This is a genomic window from Nakamurella endophytica (genome assembly GCF_014646215.1).
GTDB lineage: Bacteria > Actinomycetota > Actinomycetes > Mycobacteriales > Nakamurellaceae > Nakamurella > Nakamurella endophytica.
Window position 1 is genome coordinate 257470 of record NZ_BMNA01000003.1, and the last position, 16308, is coordinate 273777.

Sequence of the window (16308 nt, forward strand, 5' to 3'; positions counted from 1 at the left end):
GGCTACGACACCTCCTCGGAGGACCGGCGCTGGGCGGTCAGGTACTCGAAGCTCCGACGGGCACCGTCGAACGGATCACCCGGCAGGTCGTCCAGCTCGATCAGATGCCAGACGGCGGCAGGATTGGCGGCGAGTGCGCGCCGCCAGTCGATGTCGCCCTCACCGATGGGCACCTGGACCGTGGCGCCGGAGGACTCGCGACGGCTGTCGCGCAGGTGGACGAATCGCAGTCGGTCACCGAGACGGCCGGCCACCTCGGCAGGATCGGCGCCACCGCGCCGCGCCCAGTACATGTCCAGCTCGACGACGACCCGGGGGTCGAGGGCCTCGAGCAGGATGTCGTACGCCTGCCGTCCGTCGAACACGTTGCTGAACTCGGCAGAATGGTTGTGGTAGGCGATCTGCATCCCGCGGTCGGCGGATCGCTGGGCAGCCTCGTTCACCCGCTCGACCCCGGCGAGGATGAGGGCCGGGCTGTCGAACTCCTCCGGTTCCATGCTCCACACCAGCGTGCCGGCGCCGAGTTCCGCGCTCTCGTCCAGGAGCCGGTCGGCGTCCGCGCCCGCCGGGAACGGCGTGTGCGAGCTGGTGAGTTCGAGTCCTGCCCGGGCCAGTTCGCTCCGCAGCCGAGCGGCCGGATAGTGCTCGAGCAGGCCGTAGGTCTCCATGCCGCTGAACCCGATCTCGGCCGTGCGCGCCAGGGCGCCGGGCAGGTCGGCCAGCAGCTGCGGGAGCACCGTGTACGCCATCAGACCCAGGCGTGGCGCCGTCCTCGGTGTCACCGGGACCATCTGCGACTGCGGTGTGGTCATCGCAGACCCGCTGCCCACTGCAGGCTCTGCTGCACCAACCGGATGAACGGTGGCTCCCCCCACGCCCGGAGATCGTGTCCGGACGCAAGGTAGACGACGCGGCCCGCGCCGTAGTGCCGGGCGTACAGCACCGGGATCACCACGCCGTCGTCGCGGGTCCGCTCGGCGAGCACCTCGTGGTCGTCGTCGGAGAACTCGAACTCGTAGAACTCGTCGAAGAGCTCGAAGTCCGACACCCCGTCGGTGATGGGGTGGCGAGTGACGACCGCGACCTTCTGATGTCCCTCGTGGTGCCCCGGCCCGTGCGAGAGGTACCGGTTGCCGAGCAGGTCGAAGAACGGGCGGAACGATTCGTCGAGTCCCCCGTCGGCCGTCGTGCCGAGGACGTTGGACGAGTGGATCGCGACGAGGCCGGCGCCCGACCGGACGCGATCCGCCAGTGCCGCCTGTTGTGCCGCGGAGAACTCCCCCCCGGCCTTGTAGACACAGAACACGTCCTGGGCCGCCGTCAGCGGGTGCGGGTCGAGGAACCGCTGCATACCGATGGCGGCCCGGGCGACGAAGCCGGCATCGGCAGCCAGCCTGGTCAGGTACGGTGCGGCGCTCAGCAGGTCGTGATGGATGTCGTCACCACTGACCAGCACCATCGCGCGCGGGCTCGTCGTGGGTGAGGTGATGGTCACGGTCATCAGCTACCGGTGACCGGGGTGAGCTGGAGCGCCACGACCTCGCTGGGATTGGCGGTCCAGTAGGGGTTGTCGGTGGTGGGGAACCCGGTGACCTTGCTGTCGTTCCAGTCGCCGTAGCCCTGGTAGTAGCTCAGGATCAGCCACGGCATGCCGTCGACGAAGCGTCCCTGCAGACCCTCGACCGCGGCGTTGCGCTGGTCGTCGGTGCTGGCGTTCTCGTAGTCGGCGAAGTACTTGGCGGTCTGCGGGTCGTTCCAACGCTCGATGTTCTGTTTGGTCTGGTCCACGGTGCCCACCGGGACCGAGTACTTGGGGTTCATCCAGGCGTTGTAGAGCCCGTACACGGTGGTGTACTCGTCGATCGGGTACCCGATCGTGGCCTGGTACTGGCCCTTGGTCGTGATCGGGTCGATCGCGTCGACCGACACTCCGTTCACGTCGACCTTCATCCCCGCCTGCTTCAGGTTGGCCTGGATGACCTGGGCGGCTGCGATCTGTTCGGTGTAGGCGGACGGGATGGTGATCGTGAACTCGAGGGGTTTGCCGCCCTTGGCGTAGTAGCCGTCGGACCCCATCGTGTAGCCGTCGGCCTCCAGCAGCTTCTTGGCGCCGGCGACGTCGTAGGTGTAGGTGGAGCTCTTGTACTTGTCCGCGATGACGGACTGGAACAGCGGCAAGGGCAGGCCCGTCATGCTCGTCGCGGCGGGACGGTTGGCCGAGTCGGCCACCTGCTTGCGGTTGATCGCCATGCTGGTCGCCTTGCGCACCTGCAGGTCGTCGAAGGGTGCCGCGGCGTTGTTGGTGATCAGCCCGTCCGATCCGATGACCGGCCAGAAGTACTTGTTGTGCGGGCTCTTGCTGGCGAACGACTGATCGACGTTGGCGATGTAGGCGCTGGACCAGTCGACATCACCCTGGAGCAGCGCGGACAGCACCGCGGCGTTGTCCTTGTAGCTGATCACCCGGATGCCGCCGATCTTGGGCAGGCCGGCCTGCCAGTAGTTCGGGTTCTTCACCATGGTGTAGCTCTGCGGGCTGAACTGCGCCTTGTCGAGGGTGAACGGGCCGGTGCCGATCGGGTCCGGATCGTTGTACTTGGTCAGGTCGCCCTGCTTCGAATAGATGTGCTGCGGGACGATCTCGGTGTTGACGGTCTTCGGGAAGGCCGGGCGGCCGTTCGCCTTGAAGGTCATCACGACCGTGGAGTCGCCTTGGGCCGTCACCGTCTGGAACTCGAGGCCGTTGAGGTTCAACGCGGGCGTCTGCTTGAGGAGGTTGTAGGTGTAGACCACGTCCGCACTGGAGAACGGTTGCCCGTCGGACCACTTCACCCCGGTCTGCAGCTGCAGGGTCAAGGTCTTGCTGTCCGAGGACCAGGTCCAGCTCTTGGCCAACCAGGGCTTGTAGTCCTCGGCCTTGATCTTGTTCACCTGCACGAGCGGCTCGTAGATCATGAAGCGGTTGGCCTGCGTGCCGCTCGTGGGCAGGTACGGGTTGAAGACGTCCTGCAGGTCTCCGCCGGAGATGGCGGTGTTGACGATCAGTCCGGCGCCCCCGCCGGTCCCGGTCGTCGTGGTGCTGCCGCTGCCCTCGTCGGAGCAGGCAGCAACGGTCACGGCGAGCACGGTGGCGGTCAGAGCGCCGAGCAGGCGTACGCGGGTGCGTGGGATCATGACCGAAGTCCTTTCTTGCCGTCCGACGGCAAGGTCGGTGAGGCCTGGGAGGTCTGGGTGTGCTGCGCGCCGGTCGGGGCCGGCGCCTGGACTGCAGGACCGGCGACGGCCGGATCCGGGTCGTTCAACGGTGTTGCAGCGAGACGGGCGGTCCCCGCCGGCGTTTCGTGCAGCCAGCAGCGGGACCAGTGGGCCTGCCCGGTGGGGAAGACCGGCGGTGGGGTCGTGCGGCACTTGTCCATGACGAACGGGCAGCGCGGGTGGAAACGACAGCCGGTGGGCGGGTCGGCCAGGTTGGGCGGAGCGCCGGCGTCCCGCAACGGGCCGGATGCCGCCGGCCGGTCCGGATCGGGGGCGGCGGAGATCAGGAGACGGGTGTACGGGTGCGTCGGGTGCTGGGTGATCTCCTCCGCCGATCCGCCCTCGACCAGTTCGCCGGCGTACATCACGGCAGCCACCTCGGCGAAGTAGCGCGCCGAGGCTATGTCGTGCGTGATGTACAGCAGAGCGATGTTCCGCTCGGCCGCCAGTCGAGCCAGCAGGTTCAGCACGCCCAGCCGGATCGACACGTCGAGCATGGAGACCGGTTCGTCCGCCAGGATCACCGACGGGCTCGCGGTCAGCGCGCGAGCGATGGACAGCCGTTGCCGCTGCCCGCCGGACAGCTCGTGCGGGTACCGGTCGACGTACTGCCGCGCCGGGGTCAGGTTGACCTCGGCCAGCACCTGTCCGACGCGTTCCTCGACCTGGTGCGGTGTCAGCTCGGGGGAGTGGATCCGGACGGCGCGGCGAAGTTGATAGCCCATGGTGTGGACCGGATTGAACGAGGCGAAGGGGTCCTGCAGGATCAACTGCACCCGCGCGACGTACCGGCGCAGTTCCTTGTTCCCGCGGACCGACACCGGTGCGCCGTCGAGCTCGATCGAGCCGGCGGTGGGCCTCTGGAGCTGGGCGAGCAATCGAGCGACGGTCGACTTGCCCGACCCCGACTCGCCGATGATCGCGGTGACCTGGCCGGCGAACAGGTCCAGGTCGACGTCGTCGACCGCGTTGAGCGTGCGTCTGCGACCGAACAGCCCGCCCCGGAGGGTGAAGTTCTTGGTCAGACCGCGCGCTCGCAGCACCGGCGTCACCGCGCTGTCGACCGTCGTGCCGAGGGCGGTCATACCTGCACCTTCTCCGGGATCCCGGTGCTTCCGGTGCCGGACCTGCCGGCATCGGCGCCGTCGTAGAGCAGGCAGGCCACCTGGCGTCGCCCGGCGACGTCCTCCGACCCGCCGGTCGGCGCGAGCAGCAGCAGCGGCGGTTCCACGACCGGGCAACGGTCGAAGGCTCTGGGACAGCGCGGACGGAAGGAGCATCCGCTCGGCAGGGCACCGAGGTCCGGTGGGGCTCCGGCGATCCCGGTCAGGACGCGCTTCGCTCCGGAGAGCGTGGGGAACGAGGCGAGGAGCCCCTGGCTGTAGGGGTGCAGGGGGCGGGCGTAGAAGTGCTTGGCCGGAGCCTCTTCGACGACCCGTCCGGCGTACATGACGGCGATCCGGTCCGACAGCTCGATGAGCATCGACAGGTCGTGGGTGATGAAGATGACGGCGAAGTGGAGCCGATCCTTGAGCGAGACGATGCGCTGCAGGATCTGTCGCTGGGTGACGACGTCGAGCGCCGTCGTGGGTTCGTCCATGACGATGACGTCCGGGTCCAACGTCAGGGCGATGGCGATCATCACCCGCTGCCGCATGCCACCGGAGAGCTCGTGCGGGTAGGCCGCGGAGCGCTGCGGGTCGATGCCCACCAGCTCGAGCAGCTCGCGCACCCTGGCCGACCGGGCCCCGGCACCCATCGCCGGCCGGTGTGCCTGGAGGGCGTCGTCGATCTGGACACCGATGCGGAGCAGCGGGTTCAGTGCGTTCATCGCGGACTGCAGGACGATCGACATCTCCTCCCAGCGGAACGCGGTGAGCGCCTTGCCGGACAGGGTCAGCAGGTCCGTGCGACTGCCGTCGGGGTGGGTGTAGAGCAGCTGCCCGCCGGTGATCCGGGCCGGGGGTTGGTGCAGCCGGGTGATCGCGTAGGCCAGGGTCGACTTGCCGGACCCGGACTCACCGGCGATGCCGAGAACCTCGCCCCGGCGCAGTTGCAGCGACACGTCGTCGACCGCGCGGATCGGGTCGCCTCCGGTCTGGTACTCCACCGTCAGGTTCCGGATCTCCAGCACCACGTCACCGTGGGTCGGGCTGCTGGCCCCGGTGTCGTCGCTCTCCGCCTCGTCCGACGGCAACCGGCGTGCCATCGGCTTGTTGCGGGCGTTCTTGGTTGCGATGTGCGCCGACCGCAGTCGTGGGTTGATGAACTCGTCGATGCCGAAGTTGATCAGGGACAGCGCGGTGCCGACGAGCGCGATGCACAGTCCGGGTGGCACGAACCACCACCAGGCACCGTAGTTCAACGCCGCGCTGTTCTGCGCCCAGTAGAGCATGCCGCCCCAGGACCACTGGGTGACGTCCGTCAGCCCGAGGAAGGCCAGCGAGGCCTGGGTCAGGATGGCACCGATCACCGTGGACAGGAAGGTGGCCGCGACGATCGCCGTCTGATTGGGCAGGATCTCGCGGAAGATGATCCGCCAGGTGCTCTCGCCACTGGCGCGGGCCGCTTCGACGAAATCCCGTTTCCGCAGCGACAGGGTCTGGGCGCGCAGCACCCGAGCACCCCATGCCCAGGACGTCAGCGAGATCACGATGATGATCGCCAACGATCCGGCCTCCGGCAGCGCACCGGTCAGGATGACCACCAGAGGCAGGCTCGGGATCACCAGGAAGATGTTGGAGAGCAGCGAGAGCAGCTCGTCGGACAGTCCCCCGAGATAGCCCGCGGCCAGGCCGATCAGCAACGACAACACGGTGGCCAGCGCGGCGGCGACGAAGCCCGTCAGCAGGGAGATCCGGGAACCGTCGATCAGCTGGGCGAGGACGTCCTGCCCGGTGTGGGTGGTGCCCAGCAGGTGCGCACCGGACGGCGGCGACAGGACGTCGTCACTGACCGCCGAGGGATCCGTCCGGACGAACACCGGGCCCAGCAGGGCCATCAGGACGAACAGGACCATCAGCACCACGCCGGTGAGGGTGCGCGCCGACCGGAACCCCCGGAGCCACCCGAACCGACTGGCGGGCCGATCCTCCTGTCCGGTGGTGCCGGACTCGACGTCGGCCAACAGGTTGGTCGTCATCTCACACCGCCACCCTGGTCCGCGGGTCGAGCAGCACGTAGGCCAGGTCAGCCAGCAGGTTGGCGGCCAGCACGGTCATGGTGATCACGAAGAAGATTCCTTGCATCAACGGGTAGTCCTGGCCCTGGACCGCTTGGAAGAGCGAATATCCGATCCCGGGGTAGTTGAAGACGACCTCGGTGATGATGGATCCGCCGACGATGAACCCGAGCGACAGCGCGAAGCCGGCCAGCGAGGGCAACAGCGCGTTCCGCGCCGCGTAGGTGGTCATGATCCGGCCCCTGGACAGGCCTTTCGCCCGTGCGAGCAGGACGTAGTCCTCGGCCAGCGTCGTCACCATCATGTTGCGCATGCCGAGCAGCCAGTAGCCGATCGACGACACCACGATCGCCAGCGCCGGCAGGGCGGCGTGCTCGACGACCGAGGTGAGGAAGCTGCCGTTCCACCCGGGCCGCAGACCCGGTCGGTAGCCACCGGACAGCGGGAACCAGTGCATCTGCAGCGCGAAGAAATACACCACGATCAGGGCGAACCAGAAGTAGGGAATGGATGTCAGGAATGTGGTGACCGGGATGAACCCATCCACCCACGTGCCTCGCCGCCACCCGACCACGACGCCGAGCGCGGTCCCGATGACGAACGACAGGACGGTGCAGACGCCGATCAGGCCGAGCGTCCAGGGCAGCCCCTGCCCGAGGATCGTCGCCACGGGCGTCGGGTAGGACGTGAAGGACACACCGAGATCGCCGTGCAGCAACCGCCCCCAGTACTGCAGGTACTGCGCGAAGATGTTGTTGCTGGTCTGTCCGAAAAGGGCGCGCAGCGCGAACACGGCCTCCGGTCCGAGCTGTCCGCGGAACCGATCGAGCATCCGGGAGACCGGATCGCCCGGGATCAGTCGGGGCAGCAGGAAGTTCAACGTGATGGCCGCCCACGCCGTGAGCACGTAGAACAGCGCGCGCCGCGAGAAAGCCCTCATCGGGCTCTGCCGACCCGGGGACGCCGGCGGTCAACTGGTCCCATGGCTCTCTCCGATCGGTGTCCAGTAGCCGAGTTCCAGCCCGCGCAGCAGAGCGTTGTCGGTGCTGGTCAGGGGCAGGGTGACGGGTGCCCGGAGGGCACTGCTCTGGTAGGTGGCGAACACGACCTCGGCCGCCGCCAGCCCGTGCCGGGCGGCCAGCACCGGCTCCGCACCGCTGCGCAGGCACTGCACCAGGTCCTGCAGGGCGAGTGCGGTGCCCTGGATGACGGCCGGATCCACGCCGTGGAGGTCGACGCGGTGTTCGGCGTCGACCGTGCAGGCGATGCGACGCCCGCCGCCGTCGAAGCGACGGACGACGACCTCGGAACCGCGGACCTCGAGCCGGCCGTCGGTGCCGTGCACGACGACGATGTTCCGGGGTTCCCTGCTCAGCGCCTCGACGTGGCCGGTGAAGATCGTCGCGTGTCGGCCGTCGGCCCAGTACAGGTGGCTGACGGCAGCCGTCTCGACCAGCGCGCCGTAGACATGCCGTCGCTCCGTGACATCGATGGATCCGAAGACCTGTGCCGGACCCTCGTCGCCTGCGAAGAAGAGGATGAGGTCGACGACATGGCTGCCCCAGTCGAAGAGGTTGGCGCAGTAGCCCTCGAACGACTGCACGTCACCGATCTCACCCGCACGGACCGCCTCCCGCGCGGACCGGTACGCGGGGTCGAGCCGACGCTGGTGGTTCACGGTCAGCAGCGCTCCTCGGCTGTCGGCCGCCGCGGACATGCGGCGCGCGCCGCCGAAGGTGAGTGCCATGGGCTTCTCGCAGTGCACCGCCGGGACGCCGGCGTCCAGCGCGTCGAGCACGATGCGTTCGTGGTGCGCCGGGGGCGTGCAGACACTGAGCACGTCGACGGTCTCGCTCTCCAGCAGCGCGGCGACCCCGGCGTAGGTGGTGGCGCCGATCCCGCTCGCGACGGCAGTCGCTCGATCCGGCTCTGAGTCCGTCACACCGACGACTCGGACGCCGGCGAGACGCCGGTAGCCGTGCAGGTGCACCGAGCCCTGCGCACCCACCGCCACCACCGCTGCGTGCAGATCGTTCACGGACCCTCTGTTCGGTTGCGACGAGGCAAGCTCAATCCGAGAGGAGACAATTACAAACCAACGTGTACCACGGTGATCCAAGACCGTACGCTAGCGGCCGGCGCGGGACAAGACCCGGGCCACGACGGGACACCGCCGGACGTGGGAGGAGTGCGCATGCGTATCAGTGAGGTCGTCGCACCACGGACCTCGGTCGTGCGGGAGGTGGCCGACCCGGATCCGGGTCCCGACGAGGTGCTGGTCGACGTGCTCGCCTGTGGCGTCTGCACGTCCGACCTCCGACCGTGGCAGCGCGGCGGGACGCCGGAGAAGCCCGTCCGCCTCGGGCACGAGATCGTCGGCAGGGTAGTTCGTCTCGGGGCTCAGGACATCGGTGTGCCGGTCGGTGCGCTGGTCACCGGCCTGGGCAGCCCCGGTTTCGCCACCCGGATGCTGATGCAGCGGACGGCGGTGACGCCGGTGGCGTCCGGCATCGATCCGCTGCTGTCCATCGGCGAGCCCCTGGCGTGCCTCAAGGAAGCCATCGACCGGAGCGGCACGCGTCCGGGCGACCGGGTCGGTGTGGTGGGCCTGGGGTTCATGGGACTGGCCTGCGTGCAGTTGCTCCGTCACGAGATGCCGGTGGAGATCGTGGGGGTCGACCCGTCCGCGGCTGCTCGTCGGCACGGCCTGCGGAACGGCTGCGACCGGGTGTTCCAGCCCGAGAACCTTCCGGAAGAACTGGTCGCCGACGACCTCCCGTCGACCGACGACCGGCGCCTCGACCTCGTGCTGGAGGCGACCGGCAGTACGCCGGGCCTGGAGCTCGCGGGCCGGCTGGTGCGTCCCTACGGCCGACTGTGCGTCGTGGGCTACCACCACGCCGGCACCGCGAAGTTCGACATGCGCCTCTGGTACAAGGGTGCGACCGTGGTGAACGGCTTCTCACCGGATCGGCGTCGCACCATGGTGGCGATGCGGGCGGCGCTCGCTCTGGTCGCCGACGGCAGTGTGGACTACCGGCCGCTCCTCACCCATCGCTTCGGGCTGGACCAGGTCGACGCGGCCTACGCCTTGATGGAGAACCGTCCCGACGACTTCGTGAAGTCCGTCGTCGTCCTGGGGAGCTGACATCAGGGCGCTCGCCGCTCTGCGGGTCCGCGACTACCGGTTGTTCTTCTCCGGCCAATTGCTCTCGCAGACCGGCAACTTCATGCAGATCCTGGCCCAGGCCTGGCTGGTGCTCGAGCTCTCGGGCTCGGCGCTGGACCTCGGTCTGGTGACGGCCGTCCAGTTCCTGCCGCTGCTCCTGCTGAGTCCCACCGCGGGGGTCCTGGTGGACGGCATCGACCGGCGCCGGCTCCTGCTGATCACCCAGACCCTGGGGTTGCTCGACGCCGCACTGCTCGGCCTGCTGGCCCTCACCGGCACGGCGACCGTACCGGTGATCTTCACGCTGGCACTGTTCCTCGGGCTGGTCGGAGCGGTGGAGAGCCCGGCCCGTCAGGTGCTCGTCTTCGACCTCGTCGGGTCGCAGTTGATCGGCAACGCGGTGAGCCTCAACGAGGTCACCATCAACTTCGCCCGGATCCTGGGCCCGGCTGTCGGCGGGATCCTGCTCACCGCCTGGGGTCCCGGACCGTGCTTCCTGGTCAACGCCCTCACCTACCTGGTGGCGCTGTGGGTGCTGCTCGTGATCCACCCGCAGCCAGAGCTCGACCGGGCGCCGCATCCGGCGGCGGGGCTCGTCGAAGGCGGACGCCGCAGACGGATGGCCGGCGCGCTCGCCGCCTTTCTGGACGGTCTGCGGTACGTCGGCGGGCGGCCCGACCTGCGCGGTCTCCTGGTGCTGGCCGGAGCCTCGGCAATGATCTTCAACTTCGGAGTCGCGCTGCCCGTCCTGGCCGAGTCCGGCTTCCGTTCCGGAGCACGCGGCTACGGACTCATGGTGGCCGCCTTCGGTGCCGGGGCGCTGGTCGGAGCCGGTGTCGCGGCAGCGGACCGGGCGCCCGGAGCGCGGCGGGCACGCGTGCTCGCCCTGCTGACGGCGCTGCTGCTGCTCGCGTCCGTGGCGATGCCGACCCTCGGCTGGGAGCTGGTGCTGCAGGCCGTCACCGGCACGGTGTCGATCTGGTTCGTGGCGATCGCCAATGCCGGGCTGCTGCTGCTGTCCTCGCCACCGATGCGCGGGCGGGTGATGGGGCTGTGGTCCATGTCGTTGCCCGGGAGCACCCCGGTCACCGGCGTGCTGGTCGGGTGGATCACCAGTGTGCTGGGCGGCCGCGCCGGCCTCGCGGCCGTCGCCGTGACGCTGCTGCTCTGCGTGGTGCTGACCTGGTCAGGACTGGGTGCGCAGCCTCCGGAGCCGCAGCGGCCCGCCGACCGCGGTTCCGAAGATCGACGGACGTCCTGAGCGGAGCGGCGGGAACGCCGCGGCAGTACTGCGACACGGATGCAACCTCCGTGGTCTAATTGGTACACAAGTGGTTCAGCGCGACAGGGGAGGTGATCGGGGTGCGATCTCCTGCGCCGTCCATCGCCACGGCGGTCGGCACTGCTGACCCGTCCTCGGGTCCGGGGACCGAGCCGGCGGCGGCCGCACTGCTCACGGCATCTCCCGAACCACTCTGGATCCAGGCGAGCAACGTCATCCGGTCCGAGATCGACAAGGGTGCGCTCCAGCCCGGGACCCGACTACCGCCGGAGCGAGAACTGTGCGCCCAGCTGAACATCAGCCGGGTCACCCTGCGCAAGGCGCTGGCCAAGCTGGTCGAGGAGGGGGCGCTGAGCGCGACCCACGGTCGCGGCTGGTACATCTCCGGTGCCGGCACAGCGACCGAGCGGGAATGGCCGCACACCCTGGAGTCCTTCACCGAGACCGCGCGCCGCATGCGCCTCGTTCCCCACTCCCGTGTGCTGCGGGCAGCGGCCCAGCCCGCCAGCCTGGACGAGGCGGAGCTGCTCTCGATCGCACCCGGCACCCCGCTGTTCCACCTGGATCGCGTACGGCTGCTGGACGACGTGCCGATCGCCATCGACATCAGCGCGGTCCCACTGGCAATGGCACCGGACCTACCGGCCGTCGACTTCGAGACCGCTTCGCTGTACCAGGTGCTCCTGGATGCCGGGCTCAACCTGGTCCGGGCCGACTCGACCATCGAGTCCCGCGAGGTCGACCCGGTCGATGCCCCCTATCTGGACCTCGATGTCGGCAAGCCGATCCTCCTGCTCCACCAGGTGGTGCTGGACGAGTCCGGCCGACCGGTGCTGTCCTCGCTGGTCAAGTACAGCGGGGCGCGGTACCGACTGCGCACCTCGTTCACGCGCCAACCCCGCTTCGACCGCACGGCGCCCTGAACCGGCCGGTCCGGCCGGAGTGCGCCGTGTGACTCACCCTCCATCTGCCAGAAGGGCGGACGTCGTGGTCAACGTCGGAATCCTCGGTTCCGGATTCATCGCTGCCTCCTACGCCGAGGCGCTGCAGGACGTGCGGGATGCGGAGATCGTCGCTCACTTCTCGCGGTCCGCGGCCCGGGCCGACGAGTTCTCGGCGAAGTGGGCGCCCAGGTCGACGGCCGTGGCGTCCGTCGACGAACTCTGCGCGCGGGACGACGTCGACCTGGTGGTGATCGCGCTCCCGAACGAGGCTCACCTCGAGGCCGTCCGTTCCGCTGCCGCCCACGCCAAAGGGGTGATCTGCACGAAGCCGCTGGCGCGGACGGCGGACGAAGCGGCCGAGATGGTGCGTCTGGTGGTCGACAGCGGCGTCTTCGCCGGTTACGCCGAGAGCAGCGTGTTCTCGCCCAACGTCGCGAAGGCCCACGAGATGGTCGAGCGTGGCGGGATCGGCGATCTGGTCTGGATGCGCGCCAGGGAGGCCCACTCCGGTCCCCACGCACCGCACTTCTGGGATGCCGGCACGGCCGGCGGCGGTGCACTGCTGGACATGGGGTGCCACACCGTGGAATCCGCCCGGACGCTGTTCGGCAAGGACAACCCGATCACCGAGGTGATGGCCTGGGGCGGCACGTTGGTGCACCAGGGCCGGACCAGCGGCGAGGACTCGGCCTTGGCGCTGCTCCGGTTCGCCGATGGCGGGATGGCATCCATCGAGTCGTCCTGGATCGAGAAGGGCGGCATGCAGCTGCGGCACGAAATGGTCGGAACCGACGGGCGCATCGTCACCGACTCGTCGTCGACCAGCGTGTGGGGCTTTCTCGGCAAGCCTGTCGGCTACCTCGTCGAGAAGGCAGATTCCGACACCGGGTGGGTCTACCCCGTCCCGGAGGAGACCCGGGTGTACGGCTTCTCGCAGTTGATGCGGCACTTCGTCGACGCTTTCCGCACGGGCACGTCCCCGAAGGAGACGTTCGTCGACGGCTGGGTGGTCAACGTGGTGCTCGACGCCTGCTACCGGTCGATGCGGACCCGCCAGTGGGAGCCGGTCGACTACTCCGCGGTGCCCGGATCCCCGGTGTACCTGGGGGCGTGACCGCCCCGGTCGGCTGTCGGCCTCAGGTCGACCTGTCGAGGCGGGCGCCGGCGGGGCCGGCGGCGCACCCGACGCCGTAGGGCGGCTCGGGCTGCGGCTGGTCCTGGTCGTGGAGTGGCGGTTCGGGTCGTCGACCCGCCCGGCGGGCCCGGGGGCCGCGGACGGAACGGCCGTCGAGGACCCACGACGGGGCAAGGCGCGGCACACTCGCCGGGTGACCGAACCCCGGACGGGCGGCGTCGGCGGACGGGCGGCGTCGCCGGCACGGAATGTCGACGAGGTCGCCCCGGCGACCGGCGGGTCCCGGGCCACCGCCGACGGGCAGGCCGTGGGCGACACCCTGTCGACACCCTGGATCCTGCACATCGACCTGGACCAGTTCATCGCCGCCGTCGAGGTGCGGCGGCGGCCGGAGCTCGCCGGGCGGCCGGTGGTCGTCGGGGGCCGGGGCGACCCCTCCGAGCGCGCGGTGGTGGCGACGGCGTCCTACGAGGCCCGGGCGTTCGGCGTGCGGTCCGGCATGCCGCTGCGGGTGGCGGCCCGCCGGTGCCCGGACGCGGTGTTCCTCCCGCACGACCGGGAGGCCTACGAAGCGGCGTCCGCGGAGGTCGTCGATGCCCTGCGCGCGTTCGACCGGCCACCGCTGGTCGTCGAGATCCTCGGCTGGGACGAGTCCTTCCTCGGCGCCGACACCGACGACCCGGAGGCCACGGCGCGGCGGATCCAGGCCGCGGTCCTCGACGCCACCGGCCTGCACAGCTCGATCGGCATCGGCGACACCACCATCCGCGCGAAGACCGCCACCGGGTTCGCCAAGCCCCGCGGCGTCTTCCGGCTCACCGCGGACAACTGGACGGCGGTGATGGGTGACCGGCCGACCGGTGACCTGTGGGGCATCGGCACGAAGACGGCGCGGAAGCTGCTCGACGGGTGGGGACTGCGCACCGTCGACGAGCTGGCCCACGCCGACCCGGCGGTCCTGGCCGCGACGCTCGGCCCGACCATGGGCCCCTGGTACGTCGGCCTGGCCCGCGGTCTCGGCCGCCGGCACGTCATCGGCGAGCCCTACGTCCCGCGGTCCCGCAGCCGGGAGACGACCTACCAGCAGGATCTCCTCGACTGGGCGCAGGTGCGGGCGGCGACCGCCGAGCTGGCGCAGCGGGTGGCCGCCGACGTGGCCGAGGACGGCCGTCCTGCCGTCCGGGTCGCCGTCAAGGTGCGGTTCGTGCCGTTCTTCACCCGGACCAGCAGCGTCACCCTGACCGGCCCGACGGCCGACCCCGCCGTCCTGACGGCCGCCGCGCTCGACGTGCTGGAGCGGTTCGAGCACGACCGCCCCGTCCGGCTGCTCGGCGTCCGGGCCGAGTTCGACCGCGACTGACGGCCCGCCGCCCAGGCCGCCCGACGGGTCAGACGCCCAGGACGTCGGGGGTCGCCGCGTCGGCCGGTCCCGCGGTCGCGACGCCCGGCCCCGGCTGTCCGGCCCGCCGGGTCAGCGCCACCAGCTCCCCGATCAGGTCCGTCCACAGCGGTGCCGGCAGGTCGTGCGCCATCCCCGCGTAACCGAGGAACTTGGCGCCCGGGATCGTCCGGGCCAGCGCCAGGCCGCCGGACACCGACACCAGGGGATCGGCCAGGCCGTGCACCACCAGGGTCGGGACGTCGAGCCGTCGGAGGTCCGCGGTGCGGTCGCGTTGGCCGGTCACGGCAGCCAGCTGCCGCCGCACGCCCTCGGGGTCGAACGCGCGGTCGTAGGCGGCCCCGGACACCGCCCGGACCCGGTCGGTGTCCAGCGGGAAGCCGGGCGACCCGATCAGCCGCTGCGTGGCCAGGGAGGCCTCGACGGCGCCGGCCCGGTCGGTCACCACCCGCCGCTTGAGCACCGCGAGGGCCACCCGCGGAGCGGTGCGGCCGACGCGGCGGGACCCGGTCGACGTCATGATCAACCCGAGGCTGCGGACCTTGCGCGGGTGCCGGATCGCCAGCTCCTGGCTGATGAACCCGCCCATGGACGCACCCACGACGTGCATCGAGTCGTGACCGAGGGCATCGATCAGGCCGGCGGCGTCGTCGGCCATGTCCGCGACGGTGTACGGCGGCCGGCTGCGACGCAGGTAGGCGCCGACCGGGTTCGGCACCGGCGCGCCGGTCATGTGCTGGGACAGCCCGATGTCGCGGTTGTCGAACCGGGTGACGCAGAAGCCCTCGGCGGCCAGCATCCGGCAGAACTCGTCGGGCCACCCCAGCATCTGCGTGCCCAGGCCCATGACCAGCAGCAGCGGGGTGCCGGCGGGGTCGCCGAAGGTCTCGTAGGCCAGTTCGATCCCGTTGACCCGTACCCGCCGGGCCGGCGACGCCGCGCCGACGCTGTGTGCCTGCTCACCTAGGTCCACGGAGTCTCCCTCGCTGCGGACCCGACGGGTCCGGTGCCGACCGATTGCTGCCCGCCTGCACCTTAGGCACCGCACCGGGGCGCCGGGGGGTGGTTGGCGACAGCGGCCCGGCTGGCATGCTGGACGTCCCCCGGCAGTCCGCAGAGAGGTGCCCGATGGTCGCCGTCCACGATCCGACGCTGGTGCACCCGGACCTGGTCCGGCTGACCAACGCACTCGGCGATCCGGCGGCGGACCTGGCGATCCTGGCCGAGGGCAACACGTCGGCGCGGCTCGGCGACGGCCGGGTCGTCGTCAAGGCGTCGGGCTCGAACCTGGCCTCGGCCACCGCCGAGGACTTCGTCGTCGTCGACGTGCCGCCGCTGGTGGACCTGATGACCGACCCGGGCAGCACCCAGGAGGACCTGACGGCCGCCCTGGACGCCGGGGTGGTGGCCGGGCGGCACCGCCGCGGCTCGATCGAGGCCCTGGTGCACGCGGCGGTGCACGCGCTGGCGCCGGCCGACCGCCCGCTGTACGTGGGCCACACGCACCCGACGCCGGTCCTGGGGCTGCTGGCGTCGGTCGTGGCGGAACACGCATGGTCGGAGTGGGTCTACTCGGACGAGGCGGTCGTGGTCGGCCGTCCGCTGTACGTGCCCTACGCGCAGCCGGGCATAGACCTCGGCCGCGTCTACTACGACGCGCTGCGGCGTCGGCTGGACGACACCGGCGAGATGCCGCAGCTGATCCTGCTCGGCAACCACGGCATCGTCGCGGTCTCGCCGACAGCGGCCGGGGTGGAAGCGGTCTCGGCCATGGCGGTCAAGGGCGCCCGGGTGCGGATCGCCGCGTACTCCGTCGGCGGGGTGGCCGCGCTGCCCGCCGCCTCGGTCGAGCGCTTCTTCGCCAGGGCCGACATCGCCGAGCGCCGCGGCGATCTCGCGACCGGCTGACCGCATCCACCGCGGGTGCCGAGCCGGCGCCCACC

Annotated in this window: 14 protein-coding genes; 6 read left to right on the plus strand and 8 right to left on the minus strand. The window is 70.4% G+C overall.

Going from position 1 to position 16308, the window contains the following annotated elements; genetic code table 11:
* Positions 1-2 precede the first annotated feature (2 nt).
* The 7 genes from IEY37_RS08290 to IEY37_RS08320 are packed head-to-tail and all read right to left on the minus strand — an operon-like array spanning position 3 to position 8474.
* On the minus strand, positions 3-812 hold the full coding sequence (locus tag IEY37_RS08290) for a sugar phosphate isomerase/epimerase family protein (protein WP_229674184.1): 810 nt from the start codon (positions 810-812) through the stop codon (positions 3-5).
* Positions 809-1501, minus strand: a complete 693-nt coding sequence (locus IEY37_RS08295) for a ThuA domain-containing protein (RefSeq protein WP_229674185.1) — start codon at positions 1499-1501, stop codon at positions 809-811. The genes IEY37_RS08290 and IEY37_RS08295 overlap by 4 nt, the downstream gene beginning before the upstream one ends.
* Positions 1501-3174 carry an ABC transporter substrate-binding protein gene (locus IEY37_RS08300; protein ID WP_188941073.1) on the minus strand — a complete coding sequence of 558 codons (1674 nt, stop codon included), beginning with the start codon at positions 3172-3174 and terminating at the stop codon, positions 1501-1503. The genes IEY37_RS08295 and IEY37_RS08300 overlap by 1 nt, the downstream gene beginning before the upstream one ends.
* Positions 3171-4340: an ABC transporter ATP-binding protein gene (locus IEY37_RS08305; protein ID WP_188941074.1), complete on the minus strand. Its 1170-nt coding sequence runs from the start codon at positions 4338-4340 to the stop codon at positions 3171-3173. Before IEY37_RS08305 ends, IEY37_RS08300 begins: the two co-directional genes overlap by 4 nt.
* The gene (locus IEY37_RS08310) at positions 4337-6397 is read right to left on the minus strand and encodes a dipeptide/oligopeptide/nickel ABC transporter permease/ATP-binding protein (protein ID WP_188941075.1); all 2061 of its coding nucleotides are present in this window, start codon (positions 6395-6397) and stop codon (positions 4337-4339) included. Before IEY37_RS08310 ends, IEY37_RS08305 begins: the two co-directional genes overlap by 4 nt.
* Before the next feature lies 1 nt (position 6398).
* Positions 6399-7376: an ABC transporter permease gene (locus IEY37_RS08315; RefSeq protein WP_188941076.1), complete on the minus strand. Its 978-nt coding sequence runs from the start codon at positions 7374-7376 to the stop codon at positions 6399-6401.
* 30 nt (positions 7377-7406) lie between these two features.
* Positions 7407-8474 (minus strand): Gfo/Idh/MocA family protein, encoded by a 1068-nt coding sequence (locus tag IEY37_RS08320; RefSeq protein ID WP_188941077.1) that lies wholly within the window; start codon positions 8472-8474, stop codon positions 7407-7409.
* A 156-nt stretch (positions 8475-8630) separates the two neighbouring features.
* On the opposite strand from IEY37_RS08320, the gene IEY37_RS08325 reads away from it, so the two are divergent.
* From IEY37_RS08325 to IEY37_RS08345, 5 genes are all read left to right on the plus strand, one after another.
* A complete protein-coding gene (locus IEY37_RS08325) occupies positions 8631-9584 on the plus strand; it encodes a zinc-binding dehydrogenase (RefSeq protein ID WP_188941078.1) in 954 nt (317 codons plus the stop codon).
* A 19-nt stretch (positions 9585-9603) separates the two neighbouring features.
* Positions 9604-10866, plus strand: coding sequence for an MFS transporter (locus tag IEY37_RS08330; protein ID WP_268238000.1), 1263 nt, complete (start codon positions 9604-9606; stop codon positions 10864-10866).
* A 101-nt stretch (positions 10867-10967) separates the two neighbouring features.
* Positions 10968-11810 (plus strand): GntR family transcriptional regulator, encoded by an 843-nt coding sequence (locus tag IEY37_RS08335; RefSeq protein ID WP_229674186.1) that lies wholly within the window; start codon positions 10968-10970, stop codon positions 11808-11810.
* Positions 11811-11874: 64 nt separating this feature from the next.
* Positions 11875-12945 (plus strand): Gfo/Idh/MocA family protein, encoded by a 1071-nt coding sequence (locus tag IEY37_RS08340; protein WP_188941080.1) that lies wholly within the window; start codon positions 11875-11877, stop codon positions 12943-12945.
* A gap of 340 nt (positions 12946-13285) precedes the next feature.
* On the plus strand, positions 13286-14326 hold the full coding sequence (locus IEY37_RS08345; protein ID WP_188941495.1) for a DNA polymerase IV: 1041 nt from the start codon (positions 13286-13288) through the stop codon (positions 14324-14326).
* A 28-nt stretch (positions 14327-14354) separates the two neighbouring features.
* On the opposite strand, the gene IEY37_RS08350 is transcribed toward IEY37_RS08345, so the two are convergent.
* Positions 14355-15338 carry an alpha/beta fold hydrolase gene (locus IEY37_RS08350; protein ID WP_229674188.1) on the minus strand — a complete coding sequence of 328 codons (984 nt, stop codon included), beginning with the start codon at positions 15336-15338 and terminating at the stop codon, positions 14355-14357.
* Positions 15339-15493: 155 nt separating this feature from the next.
* Between IEY37_RS08350 and IEY37_RS08355 the strand changes: the two genes are divergently transcribed.
* The gene (locus tag IEY37_RS08355) at positions 15494-16273 is read left to right on the plus strand and encodes a class II aldolase/adducin family protein (protein ID WP_188941081.1); all 780 of its coding nucleotides are present in this window, start codon (positions 15494-15496) and stop codon (positions 16271-16273) included.
* The last annotated feature ends 35 nt before the right edge of the window (positions 16274-16308 follow it).

Bases quoted from the DNA above. Each gene is read 5' to 3' on its own strand.
- IEY37_RS08325 (WP_188941078.1), top strand. From the start codon at position 8,631: ATGCGTATCAGTGAGGTCGTCGCACCACGGACCTCGGTCGTGCGGGAG.
- IEY37_RS08300 (WP_188941073.1), bottom strand. From the start codon at position 3,174: ATGATCCCACGCACCCGCGTACGCCTGCTCGGCGCTCTGACCGCCACC.
- IEY37_RS08290 (WP_229674184.1), bottom strand. From the start codon at position 812: ATGACCACACCGCAGTCGCAGATGGTCCCGGTGACACCGAGGACGGCG.
- IEY37_RS08355 (WP_188941081.1), top strand. From the start codon at position 15,494: ATGGTCGCCGTCCACGATCCGACGCTGGTGCACCCGGACCTGGTCCGG.
- IEY37_RS08295 (WP_229674185.1), bottom strand. From the start codon at position 1,501: ATGACCGTGACCATCACCTCACCCACGACGAGCCCGCGCGCGATGGTG.
- IEY37_RS08315 (WP_188941076.1), bottom strand. From the start codon at position 7,376: ATGAGGGCTTTCTCGCGGCGCGCGCTGTTCTACGTGCTCACGGCGTGG.
- IEY37_RS08310 (WP_188941075.1), bottom strand. From the start codon at position 6,397: ATGACGACCAACCTGTTGGCCGACGTCGAGTCCGGCACCACCGGACAG.
- IEY37_RS08305 (WP_188941074.1), bottom strand. From the start codon at position 4,340: ATGACCGCCCTCGGCACGACGGTCGACAGCGCGGTGACGCCGGTGCTG.